This is a genomic window from Spongorhabdus nitratireducens (assembly GCA_947387575.1).
Taxonomy (GTDB): domain Bacteria; phylum Pseudomonadota; class Gammaproteobacteria; order Pseudomonadales; family Endozoicomonadaceae; genus CANDOC01.
Genome location: CANDOC010000005.1, coordinates 84,124 through 106,479, shown reverse-complemented (window position 1 = coordinate 106,479; position 22,356 = coordinate 84,124). Strand labels below are relative to the sequence as shown.

Genomic DNA, 22,356 nt, shown 5'->3' with positions numbered 1-22,356 from the left:
CGGTATTTAATTACACAACCGTATAAATAAATGTGAGTACCTGAAAATGACACCCGTTGCCAGCCGGGGCCGTCCTGTCGACCCCGCAAAGCAGAAAGAGCAAAAGCAGAAGCTGATTCAGGTGACACTGACCCTGATGAATGAAAAGAGCTACCGGGATATTACGATCAGGGAGCTGGCAGCAGCTGCCGGAATTAATCCGGCAATGGTTCGCTACTACTTTGGCAACAAGGAAGCGCTGGTGCTGGAAAGCTTCAAGACTCTGTCCTCACAGTGTTTTGAAGATGTACAAGATATTTTTGCAGGTGATAACCCGGTCAAGTCACTGATTCATTTCATGCTGCAGCTACTGACCCGGCACGCGGGACTGGCACGTATTCTCCATGATGAGATGCTGAACCGGGAATCCAGCCTCAGTGAAGCGATTATTGACGGTTTTCCCAAGCGAATGGCTACAGCACTGCCGGAACTGATTGCGGCAGAAGCCAAAAGAATCAACCCGGAAGCCCGCATCAACGCCAAATATTCTGCGTTCAACCTGATCAGCATGATTGTGATGCCCATTGTCGGCGCCCCGGTCAGACGACAGGCCTGGGGCATTACAGATGCAGAAATTGCCAGCCCGGAATGGGCAGAACACATCTATCACCAGTTTATGTATGGCCTGACAGGAAAGCCGGTCGATGTCTGAATATCTGTCTAAAAAATGGCTGCTGCCGGGTATTGCTGCGGCCGGATTATTAATCGCCATTCTGTTCGTTAAACTGCAACCCTCGATGGTGCATACGGCACAGCAACAACCTGCAGTCCCCGTCAGTACCATCAAGGTTACCAGTCATATGATCAGGCCTGCCATTACCGGTTTCGGGGTCGTTGCACCCGACCTGAAACTACAGGCCAAGGCCGAAGTCAGCGGCCGTATTACCTATATACACCCCGGCCTGAAGAAAGGGGAGATTATTCCGCAGGGCACGCTGGTCCTGACCATTGATGACCAGGATTACCGGCTGGCACTGGAACAGTCCCGTTCAGACCTGCTGGCAGCACAGGCTGCACTAAAAGAGCTGGAGCTCAATGTTGAAAACAACAAGCTCGAACTCAAACTGGCCAACGAAAAACTGAAAGTGCGGGAAGATGAACTGAAGCGGTTTCAGAAACTGAAAAACAGTGGCTCGGTATCCCAGTCCAGGCTGGATCAGGAAAAACAGACACTGTTACAACAACGTCAGGAAGTACAGCAACTGGAAAACCAGCGATCCACCCTGCCCTCGGATATTGCAGTCCAGAAAACCAAAATTGATATTGCCAGATCCCGGGTTGAGCAAAGTCAGCGAGACCTGGACCGAACCCTCATCAAACTACCTTTCGATGCCCGCATCGCCACCGTCAGTGTTGAAAAAGAACAGTATGTTGCCAAGGGTAATCCGGTATTTGATGCGGTCGGGATCACCAAAGTCACAATCAACGCGCAGTTTCCCATTGACCAGTTTCGCTATTTCAGCTCGGGTATCGATCGCAGCAAAATAAACACGCAGGACTGGGCCGGTTTTCCCGGCATGAGCCGTTTACTGACAGACCTGGGCCTTACCGCAAAAGTTGAACTGGCCGGCAGCTCATTCAAGCCCTGGCAGGCCAAAGTCGAGCGTTTTAGCGATAGTCTTGATCTGCAAAGCAGAACCGTGGGTGTGATCGTATCGGTAACAGGCAGTTATCAGCAAGCCGAACCGGGTATTCGGCCACCCTTGCTCGAAGGTATGTACATGCAGGTTACCCTGCAGGGTAAAGCCCAGGAGTATCTGGCATTGCCCCGGTTTGCACTGCATGGCGAGGAAGTATTCAGACTGGCTGAAAACAATACCTTGCAACGGATAGCACTTGATGACCTGCAGCTTCAGGGTGAGCTGGCACTACTGAAGCAGCCCGCAACAAGCGGACTGGTAGAAGACGACAGCGTTATTGTATCTGATGTTTTCCCTGCCATTAACGGTATGAAAACCAGTCCGCGATCTGATAACGCTGTATCCAGTCAGCTACAGCAGTGGGTGGAGGCGGCGCAATGATCCGTTTTTTTGCTGCCCACCCGACAGCGGCCAATCTGGTCATGATCCTGTTTCTGGTGTTGGGTATTATCAGCCTGCCTGATATCAAGCGAGAGACTTTTCCCGATATCAAAAATTATACCGTGGAAATCAAGGTTCCCTACCCCGGTGCTGCACCGCTGGATGTAGAGCAGAGTATCTGTCTGCCGCTTGAAGATGCACTGGACGGGATCAGTTTTATTGAAGAAAAAACCTGTACTGCCCGTCAGAACCTCGGTCTGATGAAAGTAAAAATGCTGGAGCACGGAGACTTCAGCAAATTTATGACCGATGTCAAAACCGCCGTGGACGGAATCAGCGATTTTCCTGATCAGGCCGAATTGGCGACGGTGACCGAAACCGATCGCACCCAGGACGTGATCTCTATTGCGTTGGCAGCCGACATTCCCAAACCGGAACTCAAGCAACTTGCCGAACAGCTGAAACAGAAACTGTTACTGCATCCGATGATTCCATTGGTAGAAGTTCAAGGCTTTTCGGATCATCAATTATTGATTGAGGTTCCAGACTACAGTTTGCGCCGTTACGGTCTCAGCCTGCAGTCACTGGCCAGCCTGATAAAAAAGCAGGATCTGGACCTGCCTCTTGGCACCATTGAAACCACTGACCGGGAAATCCAGCTTCGCTTCAAGGATGAACGACGCAGTCCAGCCGAACTGGCTGAACTGGTGATTCTCACCGGCGAACAGGGCAATGATGTCCGGCTGGGTGACATTGCCATCATCCGTGATACATTCGAGCTGGCCGAGGACCGGATTGATTTTAATGGTAAACCGACAGCGTTACTGAAGATAAAGAAAAACACCATTGACGACAGTCTTGATGTACTGACAGCGGTTGAGTCAGCTGTTGCCAAACTTCAAACAGAATTACCACAAGGTATCACTCTGGAGCTCACTCAGGATGCAACCAGCATTGTCCGGGATCGTATCGGCATGCTGGTAACCAATGCCTGGCAGGGCCTGTTGCTGGTATTTGCTGTAATGTGGCTGTTCTTTACTATCCGCTATGCGTTCTGGGTCGTCATGGGCTTACCGGTTGCCTTTCTGGCCGGAGCCTTTGTTCTCGGATATCTCGGTATCACAATCAATATGCTTTCACTGGTGGCACTGCTGCTGGCACTGGGCATTTTGATGGATGATGCGATTGTGATTGCCGAATCCATTGCCAGTCAGATCCGGCGCGGACGTTCACCCCTTCAGGCAGCTATTGAAGGCACTCAGACCGTAGCACGGGGCATTATATCTTCGTTTGCCACCACGCTGTGTATCTTTGTCGGACTGATCTTTCTCGAAGGCAACCTCGGCCAGATATTAAAAGTTATTCCTATCGTACTGATTGCTGTTATTACAGTGTCGCTTGTAGAAGCCTTTCTTATTCTTCCCAGCCACCTGTACCACTCGCTCAGCCATGCTCATGAAAAGGAGATGAAACCGTTCCGGCGCAAATTTGAACACCGGTTTGAATTGCTTCGGCAGCACGTTTCTTCTTACGTTGAAGTGCTGGTGCAGTATCGATACGCTTTTATTGGTGGTGTATTTGCCCTGTTCTTTCTCTCTGTCAGTCTGCTTGCTTCCGGCTTTCTCAAATTCTCGGCTTTTCCCACTATTGAAGGAGACCAGGTTGAAGCGCGCATTCTGATGCCTAGTGGCACCCCGCTGAATCAAACAGAAACCGTTGTTAACCAGCTGTTAGTTGCGCTGAAACAGTCCGAGCAGGAGCTGGCTCAAAGTGAGAGCAAGCCTCTGGTCAAGGCCATTACCGTAAGTTATAACCAGAACGCTGATGTTACTGAAGCCGGGCCTCATCTTGCGACAATCGCCGTTGATCTGCTAACTGCAGAATCCCGAAATACACGACTGCAGGATCTGATCAACCTGTGGCGGGAAAACTCCGGTACAATTCCACAGGCACAGGCAATTTCTTTCAAGGAGCCGGTTATTGGCCCCAGCGGCCGGCCGATTCAGATCCGGCTTTCCGGTAATGATTTTGAGCAGCTGTCTGCAGCCGCTTTTGAACTACAGCACTGGCTCAGTGGTTACCCGGGAGTCAGTAACCTGGTCAACGACTTACGCCCGGGTCGCCCGGAGTTTTCATTACAATTGAAACCCGGCGCTCTGAATCTGGGTATTGATGCCGAAACCATCGCCAATCAGACCCGTGCCGCTTTTCAGGGAACAAAAGTACTGGAAACCTATATTGATCAGGAAACTTATGAGATCACTGTAAAGCTGGCACCTGAGTCTCGCGATGGTTTCAGTGACTTTGATACCTTTCCGATTATTCACCCCGGGACAGGCGCACAGATTCCACTCTCTACTGTGGCATCAATTGATCAGACCCGCGGCTATTCCAGTATTAACCGGGTTAATAATCTACGAACGGTCACGGTTTATGGTGATATTGATACCCGGGTCAACAACACTGCTGCAGTGATAAAGGATGTACAGCAACGCTGGTTGCAGTCATTCACCGAGAAACACCCGGATATTACTGTCAGCTTTGAAGGCGAAATCAAAAATGCAGGTACAACCCAGAAGTCCATGTTAAAAGCCTTCGTGCTCGGACTGGTTGGTGTTTTCCTGCTGCTTTCATTTCAGTTCAAAAGCTATATCGAACCGGTTATCGTGATGGCTGCCATCCCGCTGGCACTGATCGGGGTAATCTGGGGACATGTGATTATGGGGCTGAGTTTTACCATGCCATCCATGCTTGGATTTGTATCACTGGCAGGTATTGTGGTGAACGACTCGATACTGCTGGTTGAATTTATCAAACGCCGGATTGGTGAAGGCCTGTCTGTACATGATGCCGCAATCAAAGCCAGCTATGACCGTTTCAGAGCCGTTTTTCTGACCTCTGTTACCACCATTGCCGGTATGACTCCACTGTTGTTTGAATCCAGCCTTCAGGCTCAGGTGCTAATTCCGCTGGCAACCAGTATTGTGTTTGGTATTGCCACCTCGACCCTGTTGGTTATTTTTGTGATTCCCTGCCTGTACAGCATTCTGGAAGATTTCGGGTTTGCCCGATACAGCACGCCGTCAACAGAGCCTGTTGCCTGATCTAACTATTTCAAAATTTTCAGGGTCTTCAGAATCATTGCTGCTCTGCAGAGCAGCAATGATTCTGGCAATTACTCAGGCCCTCCGCTTCTGGAAAGCGTGTTTGCCAAGACTCATAAACATCTGTGCTACAACAACCCAGGCCGACAGATTAGCCTGCGGCAGTTTCTTGCTGCCTATGCGCTGCAACTGTGCTTCAAACCAGGTAATATCCAGCATCGCCATTCGATCCAGCGCCTTGACTCCAGTAGATGGCCGATTGAATGCAATGCGGTAGTTGCTATCGGCAATTGCCTTATTAGGCAGATCAGGCTGCAGCGCCATCGGCCGGGCAACACCGATCATATCGGTTGCACCTGACTGCAAGGCAGCTGTCATGGCTTCAGAAGAACGGAAACCGCCTGTAACTACCAGTGTCGTTTTAATCTGCTGGCGGACTTTTTCTGCATATTCCAGAAAGTAGGCTTCCCGACGACGAGTGCTTTCCCGAACATTAGCACCCATCATACTGGGTGATTCATAGGTGCCACCGGAAATTTCAATCAAATCGATGCCGGCTTCATCCAGTGCCCGAACCACAGCCATTGACTCATCCTCGGTAAAACCGTCTTTCATAAAGTCCGCCGAGTTCAGCTTGATGCCTACCGGGAAATCCTGCCCTACTTTTTCCCGAATGGCATGGTAGACCGCCAGCACAAACCGCATTCTGTTTTCAGCCGAACCACCCCACTGGTCGATTCTCTGGTTATGACGCGGGGACAAAAACTGACTGACCAGATAACCATGGGCACCGTGAATTTGGATACCACTGAACCCAGCCTCTTTTGCCAACCCTGCGGATGTCGCAAAGCGCTGGATAATGGCCTGTATTTCGGATTCGGTGAGGGCCCGGGGTGTATTGAATCCTTTTTCCAAGCCACCTGTCAGCGGGATGGCTGACGGTGCTACCGGCTCTTCGGTCAGAATAGCCGGAATCTGCTTACCCGGGTGGTTCAACTGCGCCCACAACTGGGTGTTATTTTGGGTGCCGCTTTTCGTCCACTGACGGAACAAGGCCAGATCACTTTGTTCATCCAGCACAACATTTTTCGGCTCTCCCAAAGCAGTACGATCAATCATCACATTGCCGGTGACATTCAAACCAACACCACCTGCAGCCCAGGTACCATACAATCGGGCCAGATCAGGTCTGGGATTATGCTGCTTGTCTCCCAGTTGCTCGCTCATCGCTGATTTAAAGAATCTGTTTTTTATAGTGACAGCAGAAGTCAGCTGCAGCGATGTATCCAGTTTCACGTTCTCACCCATGATTCACACCTACTCTCAATTCATTTATTAGACCGGTCGTCTTTAAATAAGACCAAAAAATACCCGGATATGCATCCGGGTGCTTAACGCGATAATCAGGGCCTGAACAGGTGATTCAGTGTCAGATCCAGAGCCCGTTTTAATGCCTCCGCAGAACCTTCAAGCTTCATCTGCAACAGGCCACCTTCCCACAAATTCCAGAACAGCTCAGTCAGTTCAGCCGCCGAAATATCCTGCCGGAATTCACCCTGCTGCTGTCCCTGCTCAATTAACACCACAAAATGGGACAACCAGGCTTGTCTCCCTTCCTGCAGCGCTTCAGTACATAGAGGATGTGTTCCTCCAACTTCTGCGGTCAAATCACCCAGAAGACATCCCTTGCGACAGTCATCCTGCTGCAGGTACTGGATAATAAAACTGTAGATATTATGTATTGTCTCTGCTGGTGAAGCCTTGCTGGCACCGATACCTGCCTCCAGCTGGGTCGTCATTCTGTCCGCGTAGTGTCGTATGACTTCGGCAACAAAATGTTCCTTGCTGGGGAAGTAATTATAAAAAGAGCCTTTGGGTACTTTCACCGCATCCAGAATCTGCTTCAATCCAGTACCGTGATAGCCCTGCTCTGACAGCAACTCTACTCCCTGCTCGAGAATGGATTGCCGACTGTGTTCACTGCGTCTTGGTCTTGCCATGGGGGAATAATATGACCGGTCGTCTTACAATGCAAGCTCTAAGAATCTCGGCTCCATGTCAGAAAACTGTCTAAGGAAAGTGACCACGTCTGCCAACCCTGGTCTTTGGCTTGCATCTGGGTGCAAAAGGTAGGCTGCCATTATAAGTAAAATACCATTTGTTGATATATTATCTAATGAGTAAAAGCAGCTTTCCGCTTTCAAATGACCTAACGAACTTGCATATAAATTATGAACACCATAAGCATGGATATTTGTTGTCACTTTCTTCTGAAGTGACCGGGAAAATTCTTTCATGTTTATATTATCAGGACCTTCCAATGCATCAGGAAGACTCCCGCAATAGAACTGATAGAAAAAGTCGATGTCTGCCATCATCCCCAAAATAATAGCCAACTGCCACATAGAAACAGAAAGAGATGCTTCATATCTTGGTTCTTCATCTTCTCCAAATATAATCTCGGGCGGTAAAAAAGTTTCAGGACAATCAATATCATTTACCTGGGTTCCTTGCGGAAAAATTGCATCAAGACAACCGATTAAAACATGACTCTGGCTTTCGGCGCTATCATCTTCAACCACATCAATCAAACTAGGAAAAAGACAAATATGAACAGCTCCATGATCTCTATTCAGGCTTAAGATACCACCCAATAGATTGTAAACATATCCCAGCAACAGCTCAGGTTTAATACCAATATATTTACTTGATTTATCCGAAGGAACTAATAAATCCATCAAACTTTTATCATATCGGGAAAAAACCTGACAAGTGGGTTCCGGATCGTTTGTGTTAAAATCTCCACCAAAAGCACAATATAGTTCAGAAAAAAAATCATAGCTCCATAATTTTCTACCCCACTCACACTCTCGTTGAAATGAAACCCATTCTCTAGAGTCTCGAGTAATAACCGATGCATCATACACAACAATAGGCCAGAGGAGCTCATTATAGATAACATCACCCTCCAGAGTCACAATACTTCCATCCCTTCCACTTTCTGGGATAGAGCCATTTCTTAATTCAGCTAGAATCACCTCAACCAGTTCTCTTGTTTGAGTATTAGTGTCATAGGTTAAGGAGTTTCTTTCAACCCTATAAGAAATTTCTGCTATCGAAGATGAGTATGTTTGTCCAACTCTTCGTTCAGGTCTATTTCTCCTACAACAACTCAAAAATGGGCCTGCAATAAGACTATCCGGCGCGAAATTAAAATAACGAAGATCAGGAAAAGAATTATTCTCTAGCACATGCGACAGCATTTCATATTCTAAAAATGCTGAGCTTTCAACACATGAAAAATAATCCTTAATTTGTTCTAAAGGTGTAAAACTATCAGAAGTTTTATTTTTATGTAGACCTGCAGAGACGGTAACAGCAAAGAAAAGGCATAAAACAAGTATTCCCCCTGATTTATACATTAATTCTCTCCGCAATTAGTGAACTTATGATTTAGCATCCTAGATCAAGTGCGGAATTAATAAATAAATACCATAAAAAAACCACATCCTGATTCAAGTCAGGATGTGGTTTTTCAAATTTACAGTACTTTGGTTACTCTAGTGTTCAGGAAGTACTGATCCGATTCTCAATCAAATGATCAACCACACTCGGGTCAGCCAAGGTTGAGGTATCTCCCAGACTGTCACACTCATTAGCAGCAATCTTGCGCAGAATCCGGCGCATGATCTTGCCCGAACGGGTCTTGGGCAGATCCGGTACCAGCTGGATAATATCCGGCGTAGCAATCGGACCGATTTCCTTGCGAACCCAGGCTTTCAGGTCAGCAACCAGAGTGTCATAGCACTCGACATAATGGTACAGGGAAGCATACACATAGATGCCCTGCCCCTTGATATCGTGCGGATAACCAACCACTGCTGCTTCAGCAATACTGGTATGAGCAACCAGTGCAGATTCGATCTCTGCGGTACCCATTCGGTGACCAGATACGTTGAGGACGTCATCCACCCGGCCGGTAATCCAGTAGTAACCGTCTTCATCACGACGAGCGCCATCACCAGTAGTGTAAACACCATCAAAAGTAGAGAAGTAGGTCTGGATAAAGCGGTCATGGTCACCGAAAACAGTCCGTGCCTGACCGGGCCAGCTGTCCTTGATAATCAGGTTGCCATCGACTGCACCTTCCAGCTCATTACCCTCACCATCTACCAGTGCTGGCTGTACACCAAAGAACGGACGGGTTGCAGAACCAGGTTTCAGATCGGTCGCACCCGGCAGCGGAGTAATCATCGCTGCACCGGTTTCAGTCTGCCACCAGGTATCAACAACCGGGCAGGACTGGTTACCAATATGCTTGTAGTACCAGTGCCAGGCTTCCGGGTTAATCGGCTCACCGACAGAACCCAGCAGGCGCAGGCTGCTACGGTGGGTTCCCTTAACAGATTCTTCACCATCTGCCATCAGGGCCCGGATTGCAGTCGGAGCAATATACAGAATATTAACGTGGTGCTTGTCGACAATCTGGCTCAGGCGGTTCTTGGTCGGATACTGGGGAATACCCTCATGCATCACCATGGTTGCACCGTTCAGCAGCGGACCATAGGTGACATAAGAGTGACCGGTAATCCAACCGATATCAGCGTTACACCAATACACATCACCCGGCTTGTAGTCAAAGACATATTCATGAGTCATTGACGCATAAACCAGATAACCACCAGTAGTATGCAGTACGCCTTTAGGCTTGCCGGTAGAACCAGAGGTATAAAGAATAAACAGCGGATCTTCCGCATTCATCACTTCAGGTTCGCAGACCGCAGAAGACTGTTCAGACAGTTCACTCCAGTCCACATCGCGGGCATCGTTCCAGGCAATATCAGCCTTGGTATGACGGAACACGACCACCTTCTTGATGGTGTTAACGTCCGGATTTTCCAGCGCCAGATCAACATTGGCCTTCAGTGGCACAGATTTACCACCTCGACGACCTTCATCAGCAGTCAGTACCACCTTGGCGTTAGAGTCAATAATCCGACCAGAAAGGGCTTCGGGTGAGAAACCGCCGAAAACAACGGAATGAATAGCACCGATCCGGCTACAGGCCAGCATGGCTACCGTTGATTCGACGATCATCGGCATGTAGATCGCAACCACATCGCCTTTCTTCACGCCCAGGCTTTTCAGACCATTGGCCATGCGGTTGACCATTTCGTGCAGTTCACGATAGGACACTTTGCGCTCTGCACCCGGCTCGTCCGGTTCCCAGATAATGGCGGTCTGATCGCCCATTTTTTCCAGGTGACGATCCAGGCAGTTGTACGACGCATTCAATTCACCGTCGTAAAACCATTTGATATGCAGATCTTCTTTGGCGAAGGAGACATCCTTCACTTGGGTAAAAGGTTTGAACCAATCAAGACGTTGAGCCTGTTCACTCCAGAATCCTTCAGGATCTTCGACAGACTGCTGGTACATGGCAAGATAGCGGTCATTATCCGCAAGAGTTGACGACTTCACCTCCGGCTGTACCGGATAAACAGTTACTTCCGTCATGTTGTCCCTCTTTGTTTTTCTTATTCTTGTATCGCTTGTTTTTATTTTTAATATGAGAATGCAGCTCTATCAGGCTCTGTGGCACTGTTTATTTTTCGGTGTGAGCTGCATTTTCTGCTCACGGCTACTTGTTCCGCTCACGGCTGCTTGGTGCGATATCAATTCGCTGGCTGATGCAACTGCCATGTAAAGTGGGGGGCAATGCTACCAGCGCGAATTCTGTACTGCTTTTCCCAGATGGCTTGCAGAGTATCAGTAGTTTCCGCAGCAATCCAGAGTAAATATCACATTAGTTACATAATTATATACTTACGGCCGGGTATAACTTTGCCATCCAGATTCGTGACGACTTCAGTTCAAGGGCACCGGAAGCGGTTAAACAGAGGCCGTAAATGCCCTTTCTTCTTATCTGGACAATATCCAGAATTGCCCGCCCTTTTAATCATTAAAGAGATGATACTGATATGGCACGAGAGGCTGATTCCAGACTGTATGCCGTTGCCGAATACCTTGATGACCTGAGTTCAAGAACAGGTAAGCCCAAGACCGGAGGTCATGGAGAAGTTGGCTATACAACAATTATTAAAACAGCGTTTGGCACCAGAGGTTGTGCTGTAAGAATGCATCACTGGGTTGATGACCGGTTAACGATTAATCTTGGCGTTACACCTACCTGCCCTGACTCAGCGTCCGTTGATCGTTCTCTCGACTACCTGACCGAGCTGTTTGGGGCCTGCATCCAGCCTCCTGTCAAAGAGCCTCGGCTGGACGGGCAGTATTACCATATTGATGTGGCCAGATTTAATATCGATGAAATTCTGGATATGGTGAAAAGAATTCAGCAGAAGTTTGGTTGCTAAGAGCCAGCCTGCCCGAATGGCCGCCTGATAAATAAGGCGGCCGACATCAGCAACAATATTCGCTTCCTGATAACTATCAGTAGGCAAACGGCTCTACATCGCCTACACCTTCACGGATCACTTCCGGTACGGCGTCCGTCAGGCTGATCACAGTGGTCGGATCCAGTCCGCAATAACCACCATCAATAATCAGATCCAGCTGCTTCTCCAGCCGCCAGCGAATATCTTCACAGTCATTCATTGGTTCTTCTTCACCCGGCAAAATCAGGGAAGTACTCATTAAAGGCTCGCCCAGCTCAGCCAGCAGTGCCTGGGTAATGGCATGATCCGGAACCCGAAGACCAATGGTACGGCGCTTGGGATGCATCAAGCGACGAGGGACTTCTGTGGTGGCATTCAGGATAAAGGTGTAAGCACCCGGAGTATGTGCTTTCAACAGGCGATAGAGAGAGTTATCCACCTTGGCATAAGTCGCCAGTTCGGACAGATCACGGCAGATAAGTGAGAAGTTATGTTTATCACCCAATTGGCGTATCTGGCGAATCCGGTCCAGTGCTTTCTTCTCACCCATACAGCAACCAAGGGCATAGGCAGAGTCGGTTGGGTATGCAATAACACCGCCCTTTCGCAGAATTTCTACCGCATGCCGGATCAGCCGAGGCTGAGGTGTATCCGGATGCATTCTGAACAGCTGACTCATCCCTTTGGTTCTCCCCTTTGACGCACCACTTTGGCACCCGGGTCTTCACCAATCTAACCACGAGCAATAACAGGCGCCTGTTTGCTGACATGAAAACAGGTAACGTTTTCATGGTCATTCCGGTCCGGATTATGTCCGGGTCAATGCCGCGCGATTATACGGAGACAAACAACAACCGCAATCCCTGTAATTAATCATGACGACAACCCGCAAGCACAGAGCAAGAAACAAAAACCTCAAACGCAATTGATAATAATTATCATTTAAGTATTATTGCCGAGCCAATAATACTCACAAAGACGTAGTTCACCATGACCATACCAGCAAAGTTTCGTATATCACTCCTGTCAGCTGCTGTTATCACCCTGCAATCCCATGCAGCTACAGACCCGACTGAACTGAGTCCGGTTGTTGTAACAGCCAAGGCTCCGGTTTCTGCCGAAGACTTTGCCGGTACTGTCAGTGTTGTTACTGCGGAAGATATTGAGTTGAGTGGAGCCACCAATCTGCTGGAAGCTATTGAATCCCTGCCAGGCCTTTCCACCAGCCGGGTAGGCTCAGGCCGTGAAGGGATCAGAATACGTGGCATGCAAACTGATCACACCCTGATTTTGGTGGATGGCAAAAGAATCAGTGACACCGATGCCACAGTGCCGTTTTCAAATTTCCAGTATAACTGGGTACCTGTCGGCATGATTGACCGCATCGAAGTTATTCGCGGGCCGATGTCCAATCTTTACGGCTCTTCCGCTATCGGCGGTGTTATCAACATCATTACTAAAGGTGCGGGAAAAGAGTGGAAGCAGTCAGCCCGTGCCGAAGCATCAAAAATACACTCTGCAGATGGTGGTGACGAATATGCGGTCAGCTATAGTGCACGTGGCCCGCTATCTGACAAAGCAGATTTGAAGTTTTCCATTGAGCACCGGAAATCAGATCCATTCCAGAAAGAATTCAATGTTAACGGCAACCAGCTGAAATCTGCGGAACAGGGTAAAAAGCTGACCAATATTCTGGCCGAAACCGGTATCAATCTGCCCAATAACGATCTGCTGACACTGGGTATTATTTATGGAAAGGAAGAAAGGGAAGATCACCCATCAACCCCCTACTACGATATCAAACGTCATCAGGTAAGTGTCGGATACGAAACATCACTGGCCGGTTTCGATGTCAAGGCACTGGCTTATCAGAGTCAGTCCAAAAACAAGAACATATCCGGCGGCTATAACCGGAATATCACCGAGAATATGGCAACTCTGGATATTACCGGAAATCTGACTGATAACCAGATTCTCAGTGCCGGAGCCGAGTACTCTACAGAAGAGTCCGAACGTACTGATATTTCCTTCAAGGATAAGTTCACTAATCTGTCAGCTTTTGCAGAAGACCGTATTGCCCTGACTGATTCCCTGACATTTACAGCGGGTGCCCGCTACGATGATCACAAGCAGTACGGCAGCAAGTTCAGTCCAAAGGCTTATCTGAATTATGCATTCAATGATGCCATCGGATTCAAACTCGGGTATGGACAGGGGTTCAAGTCACCTTCCGTCAACGAAGGCTCAGAGAACTATATCTACACCAATAAAAGCGCCGGCTATCAGATTATCGGTAACGGCAACCTGAAGCCTGAAACCAGCAAAACATTTGAAGCCGGATTATCCATTCATACCGGTGATCTGAACTTTTCCACCACCCTGTTTTACAATGATGTGGAAAATCTGATTACAACTAAATCACTGGGCTTTGATCCGGCTCAGGGAGTAGTCCGGTTACAGTACACCAACGTCAATAACGCCAAAATCAAGGGTATTGAGACCACAGCAGGCTATCGGGTAAATGAAGCAATCCAGCTCGATTTCAGCCACACCTACCTTGATCCGAAAGACAAGGATACTGACGAGCGACTGGAAAAACGCTCTGATCACGAAGTATCTGCTGCAGTTACTTACAAGATGGCAGCTCTCGGCCTGAAGACCAAACTCGACTGGCAGTATATCGGCTCTCAATATGAGACCCGTTCAGTGCGTGGCCCGAATGCCCGATCCATAAAGGCCAAGATCCCCGGTTACGACCTGTTTAACCTGTCATTCCACAAGCGGTTTAACGACAACGTATCAGTCAACTTCGGGGTTAAAAACATGTTTGACGTGTACCCGGCAGAGAAAGACAAGAATAGCATTGCCGGAACGTATTCAGATACCGGTAGGGAACTGTTTGCAAACGTCACTGTAGATTTCTGATTATTGACCTGAAGGGGGAAGCCTTAACCAGGCTTCTCCTGACACTTGCTAATCCGTTGGAGATGAAGACACCATGCGTCTGATTACTTTCCTGTTCACTGTATTATTTTCCCTGACAACTGTCGCAGCAGATGGAAAACAGATAGAGGTCAGGGTACAACTGGCAGAATCGCTGCAGGCCAGTATGGATCCATCATGGCCAGTCTATGTCTATGCATCCCACCCGGGTAATAAAATACCATTGACTTCAGCTCAGCTAACCGTAGCCGATCTTCCTGATACTATTCTGTTGACTGAAGATATGTATATTCTACCGAACCTGACCCTTGCAGGGACTGACCGTGTTCGAGTGACAGCCAAAATTTCCAGCTCTGGAGATCCTCACAAGACCAGTGAGCTCGACAAGGTTGGCAAGACAGAAGCCTTTGACCTGTCAGAAGGACAGCAGGTAAAAACTACCGTTTTGATTAATCAGTCAGCACTGGAAAATTGATCCGCTCCTCTGATGTCAGAGTAGATAAAATACCCTCACCAGTAACAGATTGCTTTCAACCACAGCCTGCGTCCGGGTTCATTCACCCGGACCGCATCCGGGCTGAACGGATCTCTGGAAATACTGCTGATATGCCGCGCCCAGGTTTTATCGAACAGGTTTTCAAGGCCCGCCTGCAAAGCAAGTGACGGAGTTACTTTATATTCACTACTGAAATTCACCACACCATATCCAGGTGTTTCACTAGCATCCAGACCACTGGTTTTGTCTATTTTTGTTTGCCGCCTTGCCAACCACCAGTCCACACTGCAACGCAGCCCTTGATATAGATAATCCGCTCCCAATGTAAGTGTCAGTGGAGGTATCTGGGCCAGATCATGATGATTTGAGGTGTCCCGCCCCTTAACCCAGCTACAACCCGCACGATAATTCCAGGAATCACTGTAAGCAAACCTGCCACCAAGATCTGCTCCCCAGAGTCTGGCCCGAGTATTTTGATAGCGGGTCACACCCTGGTGCTGATAGCGCTCGATATAATTCGATACATCATCGCACCAAATGGTCCCCAGCCATTCCAGCTTTTGCTGTTGGTGTAACAATTCCATACTGTATTGCTGATGGGTTTCCGGTTTCAGCCCGGGATTCCCCACCCAGCTGCCACTACCACTGCAACATCCACCGAATGATGCAATATAACTCTCAGTAGCATCCGGACTACGACGGGTACGTGCGGTTTGAACAGACAAGGTGTCCTGCGAACTTAACTCACAACTCCAGCCCAATAGCAGACTGATATTATTATCATGCCGCGACAGTCTGCCGGAACCACTGTATTGATTGTAAAGGCGTTGAGGGTTGGCACGCTTTAATTCAGGTTTTACCGCGTTCCGGGCTCGGGTTTCGACATAGTCATAGCGCAACCCGGCTTTAAAACTGTTGCGGGCATCAATGTCATAATCCAGTTCGCTAAACAATCCAGCCTGCTGTATTTCAATATCCGGCCACAACATCGACACCAGACGATTATTAATAACGCCTTGTTTATCCACTTTCCAACGACTGGCATCCTGCTCAGTCCTTAGCCAATCGACACCACACGTTATGACAGCAGCATCATGATTAAACAAACCGGTAGCTCGGAAGCCTGTCGTTGTTGCTGTTGATGGTGCACGCACACCATAGCGACTGCCAGGCTTTCGATCTCGCAGGGTGTAATCATCCATTAAATGCCTGACTGCAGTTTGCCAGAAATTAACCTCCACACTGTCAAAACACCCTGCCGTTCCCTGCCACATCAATCGCCAGGATTCACTGTCGCCATAGGGTGCATCCATACCATTACCGGCATACAGCAGGTTTTTATCATTTACAGTTTCGATATTCAGCTCCAGTCTTGAACCACCAGCCAGTGGCAGTGCAAACAGCAATCCTCCGGAACTTCCTTTCCATGCGGCACTGACCATATTGCCATTGCCATCATGGTAGTTACCCTGATCCGTAGTTTCTGCATAAAGCCGTAACTGGCCAGTCAGCGATTCAAATCTGCAGTCGGCTTCACTATGCCAGCTGTCACGGTTGCTTTTATAGGCTGTCGATATCCGTCCGGAAGTGCCTGAGTCAGAAAAATGCCTGCGATCACGTTCAAAAAGAACAATGCCTCCGGAAGGTGAGGCACCATACTGCAGTGTTGATATACCTTGCAGCACGGTTACCCGGTCATATCCGGCAGGACTGAACTGCCCTGCCGGCGGATCCATTCTTGAAGGGCAGGCACCTGCCGCACGGGTACCATCAGTCAGAATGCTGATTCGGGATTGCTGCTGACCTCGAATGATCGGTTCAAATCCTCGCCCGCCCTTGCGACCCGACTCCAGTCCCTGCACATTATTCAGGGCTTCTCCCATGTCTGCAGCACTATTGAGGTTGAGACCTTCCAGTGACAGATTTTGCCCGGCAGTTAATGGTTCGGCCGGTGCGTTAATTTCAATCACGATTTCATTCAAGCCATCATCAGATCCGGCAAAGCTCAGACCTGGCAATCCGGCAACCAACATAACGAGAAATCTTGCCCGCACATTCACTGTACCCATAGCGCATTCCTGCCGCAGTATTTTTCTTTTGATCCGGCCGCTACCGGATAACTTTGGCTGCAAGTCTAGTCCACGAAACCGACCATTCAGCGGAAAAATTACCCAATCCATCGGGTCAACAACCCCTTGCAGAAAAATCACTTCCTAGAATCGGAAGTCCGGCTGCAAAAGATGGAGACCGCATTGAACTCTCTTATACGACTGCGCTTGATTACCTCATTGAGCTCAACCCTGGAGTTTTTTGATTTCACCCTGTTGATCTTTCTCGCTCCTGTACTGGCCCGCAACTTCTTTCCCGATCAGTCGGGGCTGGATCAGATCATGCCGGTATTGATGCTGTTCTTCGCTGGTTATCTGGCTCGTTTTGCCGGAGGGTTTCTGTTCAGTCACTGGGGCGATCGCTTCGGGCGAAAGCGTTACTATCAGTACTCCATCATCCTGATGTCCTTCAGCACGCTGGGTATCGCCCTGCTTCCTACTCATGCAACGCTGGGAAGTCTGGCCCCCTGCCTGCTGTTCATTCTTAGACTGCTGCAGGGCATATCACTGGGTGGAGAAATACCCGGCGCCGTTGTCTTTGCTGCAGAGCACAGTCCGGCGCGTAAGCGGGGCATTGTTACCGGATTAATTGTCAGTGGTGTAACTCTGGGCAATGTACTGGCTTCAGTCTTTGTGATGAGCTTGTTCAGTTACTTTGGGGAGGCTGCCGTTTATGACTGGGCTTGGCGGCTGGCGTTTGCTGCTGGAGCCATCCTGGGATTAATTGGTTATTGGCTACGGCAGTCACTGACAGAAACCCGTGCCTACAAAACCCTTCAATTACAGCAAAAACAGCAACAGTGGCCAGCCAAAGCCCTGATCAAACAGCATGGCAGAGCACTCTGGCAAGGCACCTTTCTTGCTGCAGTACCAGCCGTTTTTGTTTCAGTACTGCTGTTCTTTCCGCATTACCAGCAACACTACCTGAACCACTCTTTGATCACCTCTTTTTCAATTACCAGCATCGGTTTTTTATTGGTCGTCACCTTATCGATTCCTGTTGCTATTATTTCCGATCTATGCGGCCGGCTGACACTGATCAATACCTGTGCCTTGTTACTCACACCGGCATCATTTACCTGTTTTTACTTGCTAAACAACTCGGGAAGCGAATTTTATATCTGGCTGTGTTTTATTCTTATTGCGACGTCAATGTCGCTGGTTATGGGTGTTTACGAGGCCGCAATGATAGAACTGTTTCCTACCGAAGCGCGCTACTCCGGGGTGGCCTTCTGCCATAACCTTGCCTTTTCTCTCTTCGGCGGCCTGACCCCCTTGTTGCTGGAATGGCTATGCAACCACGGTGTTATGCTCGCACCGGGCATTATTCTTAGCACTTTTGCCATTAACTTGCTGTTTCTCACTTATAACTGGAAAGATCGGTATTATCTTAGTCTCAGAAAACTCTAATAACATTTTCATGCTCTATTTTTAGGTGGCAGAAAAATAGTATTTAGGTGAGTGACAACATGGCCAATATGAAAGAGTTTTTTGCGGTGATGCCTGGCCCGGGAACTTACCGACTGTATAATATGATTTTTGGCTGCAAAAACAGTGTTGGCTTTGTCGATTTGCACACGCTCAACAGTTGCAATGCCTATTTCAAGCTTGTCGGACGGATTCGTCCCTTCCCCCTGTTTCATCCCAAAATCCGTATTCAAATGGATGATATCAGCGCAGATGAAGGACATTGCGATATGCAGATGGGTCGCAGTAAGTTCACCTGTGAATACACGATCGACTCTAAAGTCTATGGACGTCGTTGTCTGCGTATCGTATTACCGGAAAATGCCAGCCCTATATTGAAACGGGTACGGATTGTATCTTACGATGACTCTGTCGCTGTCGGGGTCAAGATCAACCTTAGTCCAGCATATGTTTGGGCTCGGGTCAGTGGTGAAGCCGCTGAACAAGATTATCTGGCACCTTATATGACAGCTTTTGACAGGGTGGTTGGTCATGAGTACCGCTTTCTTGACCCTGGTGAACGGGATGTCTGAACTCACTTCAACGAATATTCATGCACTTCAACCCTGAAAAATACCGATTATCTTGATTTTACCCTCACTTATCTTGCCCACTAATAGAATCTATTCAGTTAACATAAAATAGCATTCACACATTGACCGTCTGATATTGGCTGTTGTGAGTGTGCAGATATGGCAGAACTGACAGAGTTTTTTGGCATTATTCCCAAACCCGGTATCTATAAACTCTACAGCAAAGCGGCTGATATCGGTTTTGCCGATATCCAGGTTCTCAGTGCCAGGCAGGCTTACTTCAAAGCCGTGGGCTGCATAAATCTGGGCATCAAGAAAATTGTGTTTCACCCCAGAGTGCTGATAAAAACAGATTCCGGGGCTGATGAAGGGCTCTGTTTTCTTAAAATCGGTGACAAGAAGAAAGACCGGTATCCTGAATGTCCCTATACCATTGAAAGCCAGACCTATAACCAGCGCTGTTTGCGGATTACGCTTCCTGAAGGCAGCTCGGTGGTGCAGCGTATTCGAGTGTTACGGTATCCTGATCATGTTGCGGTCGGCGTCAAAATCAGTTACTGGTTTTGCTATATCTGGGTAAGAATCAATGCCACCGAAGTAAACGACGATTATCTAGCTTTATACAAAGCCCATTTTTCAAGCGCCAACCGGGGCCGGGCGTATAAATTCAAATCCGGCAGTCCCGATTCCGATGTGGATCTATAAATGGTAATACAAAGTCAGATCCACCCGTACTGGTATCATCACACCGTCAGGTGGCGGTAATGGCAGCGCTTCCCGTACAGCCTGCAGACTGCTGTATTCAAACAGCGAGTCACCTTCTATCATTTCCAACACACTGGCCTGACCATCACCTTCAATCTGCAGCCTGAGTTTTACCTTTCCTTCCCGATGACGCAAGCGAGCCATCCGCGGATATCTTTTGTGCTGTTCAATCCTGCTACGCAGCAATTGACGGTAGGATATATCCTGATCGCTCTGGTTACTGCCAGCCGCAAGCGGCTGACTGTCGGTCTTTATATCCATTGAGGCCTGAATGGCAGCCTGATTAGTATCATCAGTACCCGTAGTCGGATTTTTATCCTGCAAGGGCTGCTCAGTATCTTCCTTCCTGATTCTGGCTTTATCAGTTTTTACTACATCTTGATCAGCAATCTCCAGCACAGGGGGACTTTTTACCGGTTCTATTGGAGTAGATGGAAGTCTATCTTCAGACGTTATCTTTTCATGCTTTACAACTTTTGATTCACTTTGTGTGACGATGGCCTCGGAAGATTCTGATACTTTTTGAGCAGGATTATCTTCAGACTTTCTTTCCTGCTCAGGTATCGGTTCTGGCCGGGTTACGATTTCTGGTTGTGCAGGTTCAGCAGGTGAAAGTTCAGCAGGGACAGCTTGCTGCAGGCCACTCTCGTCTGCCTTCTGCACAAGCGCAATCTGCAGCGGTTTCTTTACAGCCACCGTCGCAGCGGCCCCTGATAAATCCGGCTCCCAGTTTATCCCCAGCACACCGGCATGCAGCAGCAACGCCAACAGTACAGAAACAACCTTTACTCTGTAGCTATTGAGCAACCGGCTAGCCCTCTTTACTTATTCTCTCGTCCATCCACACCGGCTGACACCCTTCGGGGAGTTTGCCGACTTTGCCCAGTTCAATCCAACTACTATCGGGATGATGAAAATCACTGCCACAAGATGCCATTAATCCGAATTCATCCGCTAATCTGGCCATCTGCTCAGCCTGACCGGGAGGCTGCATACCGCCGGTTACCTCCATTGCTTCACCACCGGCCTCAGCAAAATCCTTGATAATGGCCCTGAGCTGACTGGGAGATACCCGGTATTTTCCCGGATGGGCCAGCACCGCAATACCGCCCATTTCCTTGATCCACTTTACAGCCTGTGACATATAGGGCCAGAACTTGCTCAGATTACCGACTTTATTTGCCCCGATATAACGACGAAAAGCCTGCTCCCGCTCGGAGACTGCACCTTTTTCTATCAGCCAGTCAGCGAAATGAGGCCGCACCGGCGGGTTACCACCACTGAATACCATGGTTTCCTGCAGCACGGTTTCCGCGGGTATTTTCATACGTCGCCCCAGTTTGCCGGCAATGTGTTCTGCCCGGCGCTGACGTGAGGATGCCTGCAGCCGCTCGACACTTTCCAGCAGTGGGGCCTTGATATTGAAGCCAAGACCCACAATATGTATCTCTTTGGTACCCCAGCGGGTTGATAGTTCAATCCCGGGAAGCAACCGGATATCTTCGGGAATGCCCTTATCCAGCAGTTCCCTCACCCCGCGGGTGGTGTCGTGATCAGTCAATGCCAGCAGGGAAACGCCCTGTTCCCGTGCGCGCTGAAGTACATCGGAGGGTGGCAGGGAGCCGTCCGATGCGGTGCTGTGACAGTGCAGGTCGACTTTCAGGGGCCGAATATCCGATAATTCACTGGAAGAATCGTGCAATTTACTATGCTCATGACTGTTTAACGTCAATGGTATTGCCTTTAAAATCTATGCTTATTGCGCTCAAGCCTTGCCCCCATGTTGGCATGATTTGAGTCTAATGGGCAGGTGTACCTTAATCAGGACAACCTGCCCCTTTAAATAATCAGGTGGAACAGCCAGAACTGATGAAACAGATTATCGACTTTATTCCGCTGATCTCATTTTTCGTTGTCTATAAAATGGATCCGCGCCTTATTTCTGTTGCCGGCAACCAGTATGAACTGGGAGGCCCGTTCAGTGCCACCCTGATACTGATTGTGGCATCCGTACTGGTGTATGGCCTGTTGTATCTGAAGCACAGAACACTCGAAAAAAGCCAGCTGATCACTCTGGTTGCCGTGCTGCTGTTTGGCGGCATGACGCTGGCCTTTCACAATGAAACCTTCCTCAAATGGAAAGCCCCCATTGTTAACTGGATCTTTGCTGTTGCCTTCCTCGGCAGCCAGTATATCGGGGAAAAGCCTTTGATTCAGCGTATGCTGGATCACGCCATGACACTGCCCGATGCCCTGTGGACCCGACTCAACCTGAGCTGGGTAGGGTTCTTTATTGCTCTGGGTGCCGCCAACCTGTTTGTGGCGTTTACCTTCCATGACATCTGGGTCGATTTCAAGGTCTTCGGCAGTCTGATCCTTACCATCCTGTTTGTGATCATCCAGTTTGCCTTTCTGGCCCGTTACCTCAAGCCGGAAGATACCCAGTCCTGATTTTTATATCTTCGCGGTGTTGATCTCAACA

Annotated in this window: 18 protein-coding genes; 10 read left to right on the top strand and 8 right to left on the bottom strand. The window is 48.7% G+C overall.

The genetic code is table 11. From position 1 onward, the window contains the following. The first annotated feature begins 46 nt into the window (after window positions 1-46). The 3 genes from ACYZZ0_RS10725 to ACYZZ0_RS10715 are packed head-to-tail and all read left to right on the top strand — an operon-like array spanning window position 47 to window position 5,164. Window positions 47-691 (top strand): TetR/AcrR family transcriptional regulator, encoded by a 645-nt coding sequence (locus ACYZZ0_RS10725; RefSeq protein WP_461536619.1) that lies wholly within the window; start codon window positions 47-49, stop codon window positions 689-691. Next, window positions 684-2,060 (top strand): efflux RND transporter periplasmic adaptor subunit, encoded by a 1,377-nt coding sequence (locus ACYZZ0_RS10720; RefSeq protein WP_461536618.1) that lies wholly within the window; start codon window positions 684-686, stop codon window positions 2,058-2,060. The genes ACYZZ0_RS10725 and ACYZZ0_RS10720 overlap by 8 nt, the downstream gene beginning before the upstream one ends. Continuing rightward, on the top strand, window positions 2,057-5,164 hold the full coding sequence (locus ACYZZ0_RS10715) for an efflux RND transporter permease subunit (protein ID WP_461536617.1): 3,108 nt from the start codon (window positions 2,057-2,059) through the stop codon (window positions 5,162-5,164). Before ACYZZ0_RS10720 ends, ACYZZ0_RS10715 begins: the two co-directional genes overlap by 4 nt. Window positions 5,165-5,239: 75 nt before the next feature. On the opposite strand, the gene ACYZZ0_RS10710 is transcribed toward ACYZZ0_RS10715, so the two are convergent. The 4 genes from ACYZZ0_RS10710 to acs form a co-directional block, all read right to left on the bottom strand. After that, window positions 5,240-6,472: an NADH:flavin oxidoreductase/NADH oxidase family protein gene (locus ACYZZ0_RS10710; protein WP_461536616.1), complete on the bottom strand. Its 1,233-nt coding sequence runs from the start codon at window positions 6,470-6,472 to the stop codon at window positions 5,240-5,242. 95 nt (window positions 6,473-6,567) lie between these two features. Further along, a complete protein-coding gene (locus tag ACYZZ0_RS10705; protein WP_461536615.1) occupies window positions 6,568-7,164 on the bottom strand; it encodes a TetR/AcrR family transcriptional regulator in 597 nt (198 codons plus the stop codon). Between the two features lie 24 nt (window positions 7,165-7,188). Next, window positions 7,189-8,586, bottom strand: coding sequence for a hypothetical protein (locus ACYZZ0_RS10700; protein ID WP_461536614.1), 1,398 nt, complete (start codon window positions 8,584-8,586; stop codon window positions 7,189-7,191). Window positions 8,587-8,731: 145 nt separating this feature from the next. Beyond that, window positions 8,732-10,681: an acetate--CoA ligase gene (gene acs / locus ACYZZ0_RS10695; protein ID WP_461536613.1), complete on the bottom strand. Its 1,950-nt coding sequence runs from the start codon at window positions 10,679-10,681 to the stop codon at window positions 8,732-8,734. A gap of 464 nt (window positions 10,682-11,145) precedes the next feature. Between acs and ACYZZ0_RS10690 the strand changes: the two genes are divergently transcribed. After that, window positions 11,146-11,541, top strand: a complete 396-nt coding sequence (locus ACYZZ0_RS10690; protein ID WP_461536612.1) for a hypothetical protein — start codon at window positions 11,146-11,148, stop codon at window positions 11,539-11,541. A 76-nt stretch (window positions 11,542-11,617) separates the two neighbouring features. On the opposite strand, the gene ACYZZ0_RS10685 is transcribed toward ACYZZ0_RS10690, so the two are convergent. Beyond that, on the bottom strand, window positions 11,618-12,241 hold the full coding sequence (locus ACYZZ0_RS10685; protein WP_461536611.1) for an L-threonylcarbamoyladenylate synthase: 624 nt from the start codon (window positions 12,239-12,241) through the stop codon (window positions 11,618-11,620). Window positions 12,242-12,552: 311 nt separating this feature from the next. On the opposite strand from ACYZZ0_RS10685, the gene ACYZZ0_RS10680 reads away from it, so the two are divergent. Together ACYZZ0_RS10680 and ACYZZ0_RS10675 are read left to right on the top strand one after the other, a co-directional pair. After that, a complete protein-coding gene (locus ACYZZ0_RS10680; RefSeq protein WP_461536610.1) occupies window positions 12,553-14,487 on the top strand; it encodes a TonB-dependent receptor plug domain-containing protein in 1,935 nt (644 codons plus the stop codon). Window positions 14,488-14,560: 73 nt separating this feature from the next. Next, entirely contained in the window at window positions 14,561-14,980 is a 420-nt protein-coding gene (locus ACYZZ0_RS10675; protein ID WP_461536609.1) for a c-type cytochrome biogenesis protein CcmI/CycH, read from the top strand. 35 nt (window positions 14,981-15,015) lie between these two features. On the opposite strand, the gene ACYZZ0_RS10670 is transcribed toward ACYZZ0_RS10675, so the two are convergent. After that, window positions 15,016-17,070, bottom strand: a complete 2,055-nt coding sequence (locus ACYZZ0_RS10670; RefSeq protein ID WP_461536608.1) for a TonB-dependent receptor domain-containing protein — start codon at window positions 17,068-17,070, stop codon at window positions 15,016-15,018. Window positions 17,071-17,253: 183 nt separating this feature from the next. Between ACYZZ0_RS10670 and ACYZZ0_RS10665 the strand changes: the two genes are divergently transcribed. The 3 genes from ACYZZ0_RS10665 to ACYZZ0_RS10655 all read left to right on the top strand — a co-directional run bounded on the left by ACYZZ0_RS10665 (window position 17,254) and on the right by ACYZZ0_RS10655 (window position 19,814). Then, window positions 17,254-18,519, top strand: coding sequence for an MFS transporter (locus ACYZZ0_RS10665; protein WP_461536607.1), 1,266 nt, complete (start codon window positions 17,254-17,256; stop codon window positions 18,517-18,519). Between the two features lie 47 nt (window positions 18,520-18,566). After that, complete coding sequence (locus tag ACYZZ0_RS10660) at window positions 18,567-19,109, top strand: hypothetical protein (protein WP_461536606.1); 543 nt, start codon at window positions 18,567-18,569, stop codon at window positions 19,107-19,109. Window positions 19,110-19,268: 159 nt separating this feature from the next. Beyond that, the gene (locus ACYZZ0_RS10655; protein ID WP_461536605.1) at window positions 19,269-19,814 is read left to right on the top strand and encodes a hypothetical protein; all 546 of its coding nucleotides are present in this window, start codon (window positions 19,269-19,271) and stop codon (window positions 19,812-19,814) included. Here the strand turns inward: ACYZZ0_RS10655 and ACYZZ0_RS10650 are convergent. Beyond that, the gene (locus ACYZZ0_RS10650; RefSeq protein WP_461536604.1) at window positions 19,809-20,681 is read right to left on the bottom strand and encodes an energy transducer TonB; all 873 of its coding nucleotides are present in this window, start codon (window positions 20,679-20,681) and stop codon (window positions 19,809-19,811) included. The two genes, ACYZZ0_RS10655 and ACYZZ0_RS10650, sit on opposite strands and share 6 nt — an antisense overlap. Before the next feature lie 4 nt (window positions 20,682-20,685). Next, the gene (locus ACYZZ0_RS10645; RefSeq protein ID WP_461536603.1) at window positions 20,686-21,576 is read right to left on the bottom strand and encodes a PHP domain-containing protein; all 891 of its coding nucleotides are present in this window, start codon (window positions 21,574-21,576) and stop codon (window positions 20,686-20,688) included. A 167-nt stretch (window positions 21,577-21,743) separates the two neighbouring features. On the opposite strand from ACYZZ0_RS10645, the gene ispZ reads away from it, so the two are divergent. Beyond that, window positions 21,744-22,325, top strand: a complete 582-nt coding sequence (gene ispZ, locus ACYZZ0_RS10640) for a septation protein IspZ (protein WP_461536602.1) — start codon at window positions 21,744-21,746, stop codon at window positions 22,323-22,325. The last annotated feature ends 31 nt before the right edge of the window (window positions 22,326-22,356 follow it).

Excerpts from the sequence above, each read along its gene's own strand:
- ACYZZ0_RS10725 (WP_461536619.1), top strand. The coding sequence starts at position 47 with ATGACACCCGTTGCCAGCCGGGGCCGTCCTGTCGACCCCGCAAAGCAG.
- ACYZZ0_RS10720 (WP_461536618.1), top strand. The coding sequence starts at position 684 with ATGTCTGAATATCTGTCTAAAAAATGGCTGCTGCCGGGTATTGCTGCG.
- ACYZZ0_RS10715 (WP_461536617.1), top strand. The coding sequence starts at position 2,057 with ATGATCCGTTTTTTTGCTGCCCACCCGACAGCGGCCAATCTGGTCATG.
- ACYZZ0_RS10710 (WP_461536616.1), bottom strand. The coding sequence starts at position 6,472 with ATGGGTGAGAACGTGAAACTGGATACATCGCTGCAGCTGACTTCTGCT.
- ACYZZ0_RS10705 (WP_461536615.1), bottom strand. The coding sequence starts at position 7,164 with ATGGCAAGACCAAGACGCAGTGAACACAGTCGGCAATCCATTCTCGAG.
- ACYZZ0_RS10700 (WP_461536614.1), bottom strand. The coding sequence starts at position 8,586 with ATGTATAAATCAGGGGGAATACTTGTTTTATGCCTTTTCTTTGCTGTT.
- acs (WP_461536613.1), bottom strand. The coding sequence starts at position 10,681 with ATGACGGAAGTAACTGTTTATCCGGTACAGCCGGAGGTGAAGTCGTCA.
- ACYZZ0_RS10690 (WP_461536612.1), top strand. The coding sequence starts at position 11,146 with ATGGCACGAGAGGCTGATTCCAGACTGTATGCCGTTGCCGAATACCTT.
- ACYZZ0_RS10685 (WP_461536611.1), bottom strand. The coding sequence starts at position 12,241 with ATGAGTCAGCTGTTCAGAATGCATCCGGATACACCTCAGCCTCGGCTG.
- ACYZZ0_RS10680 (WP_461536610.1), top strand. The coding sequence starts at position 12,553 with ATGACCATACCAGCAAAGTTTCGTATATCACTCCTGTCAGCTGCTGTT.
- ACYZZ0_RS10675 (WP_461536609.1), top strand. The coding sequence starts at position 14,561 with ATGCGTCTGATTACTTTCCTGTTCACTGTATTATTTTCCCTGACAACT.
- ACYZZ0_RS10670 (WP_461536608.1), bottom strand. The coding sequence starts at position 17,070 with ATGGGTACAGTGAATGTGCGGGCAAGATTTCTCGTTATGTTGGTTGCC.
- ACYZZ0_RS10655 (WP_461536605.1), top strand. The coding sequence starts at position 19,269 with ATGGCAGAACTGACAGAGTTTTTTGGCATTATTCCCAAACCCGGTATC.
- ispZ (WP_461536602.1), top strand. The coding sequence starts at position 21,744 with ATGAAACAGATTATCGACTTTATTCCGCTGATCTCATTTTTCGTTGTC.